Origin of the sequence: Chromohalobacter sp. HP20-39, assembly GCF_033052815.1 — a bacterium.
Taxonomy (GTDB): Bacteria; Pseudomonadota; Gammaproteobacteria; order Pseudomonadales; family Halomonadaceae; genus Chromohalobacter.
The window spans coordinates 1-446 of record NZ_JAWHTP010000158.1 but is presented as its reverse complement, the minus strand read 5'-3'; the positions used below and the strand labels follow the sequence as shown (position 1 = coordinate 446).

The following is a 446-nucleotide window of genomic DNA, read 5'->3' as shown; positions in this document are numbered from 1 at the left end:
TGGTTGGCAACAACGTCAAGCTGCCCGAGGGCTACTACCTGGAGTGGGGCGGCCAGTTCCAGAACATGGAGCGCGCCATGGGCCACCTGAAGGTGATCGTGCCGATTACGGTCGCAGCCATCTTCTTCCTGCTGTTCCTGCTGTTCAACTCCGTGCGCTACGCCACGCTGATCATCCTGGTGCTGCCCTTCGCCTCCGTGGGCGGGATCATCGGGTTGTTTGTCACCGGGGAATACCTCTCCGTGCCGGCATCCGTGGGCTTCGTGGCGCTATGGGGGATCGCGGTGCTCAACGGGGTGGTGCTGGTCAGCACGATCCGTAGCCTGCGCGAGCAGGGCATGTCGGTGGAGGAATCCGTGCGGCTGGGTTCGCGCATGCGGTTCCGCCCCGTGATGATGACGGCCACCGTGGCCATGCTGGGTTTGATCCCGTTCCTGTTTGCCACC

Annotated in this window: 1 protein-coding gene; it reads left to right on the top strand. The window is 63.7% G+C overall.

Annotation, left to right across the window (positions count from 1 at the left end):
- A partial coding sequence (locus RVY79_RS17430; protein ID WP_317465744.1) for an efflux RND transporter permease subunit occupies positions 1-446 on the top strand: 446 nt, incomplete at both ends.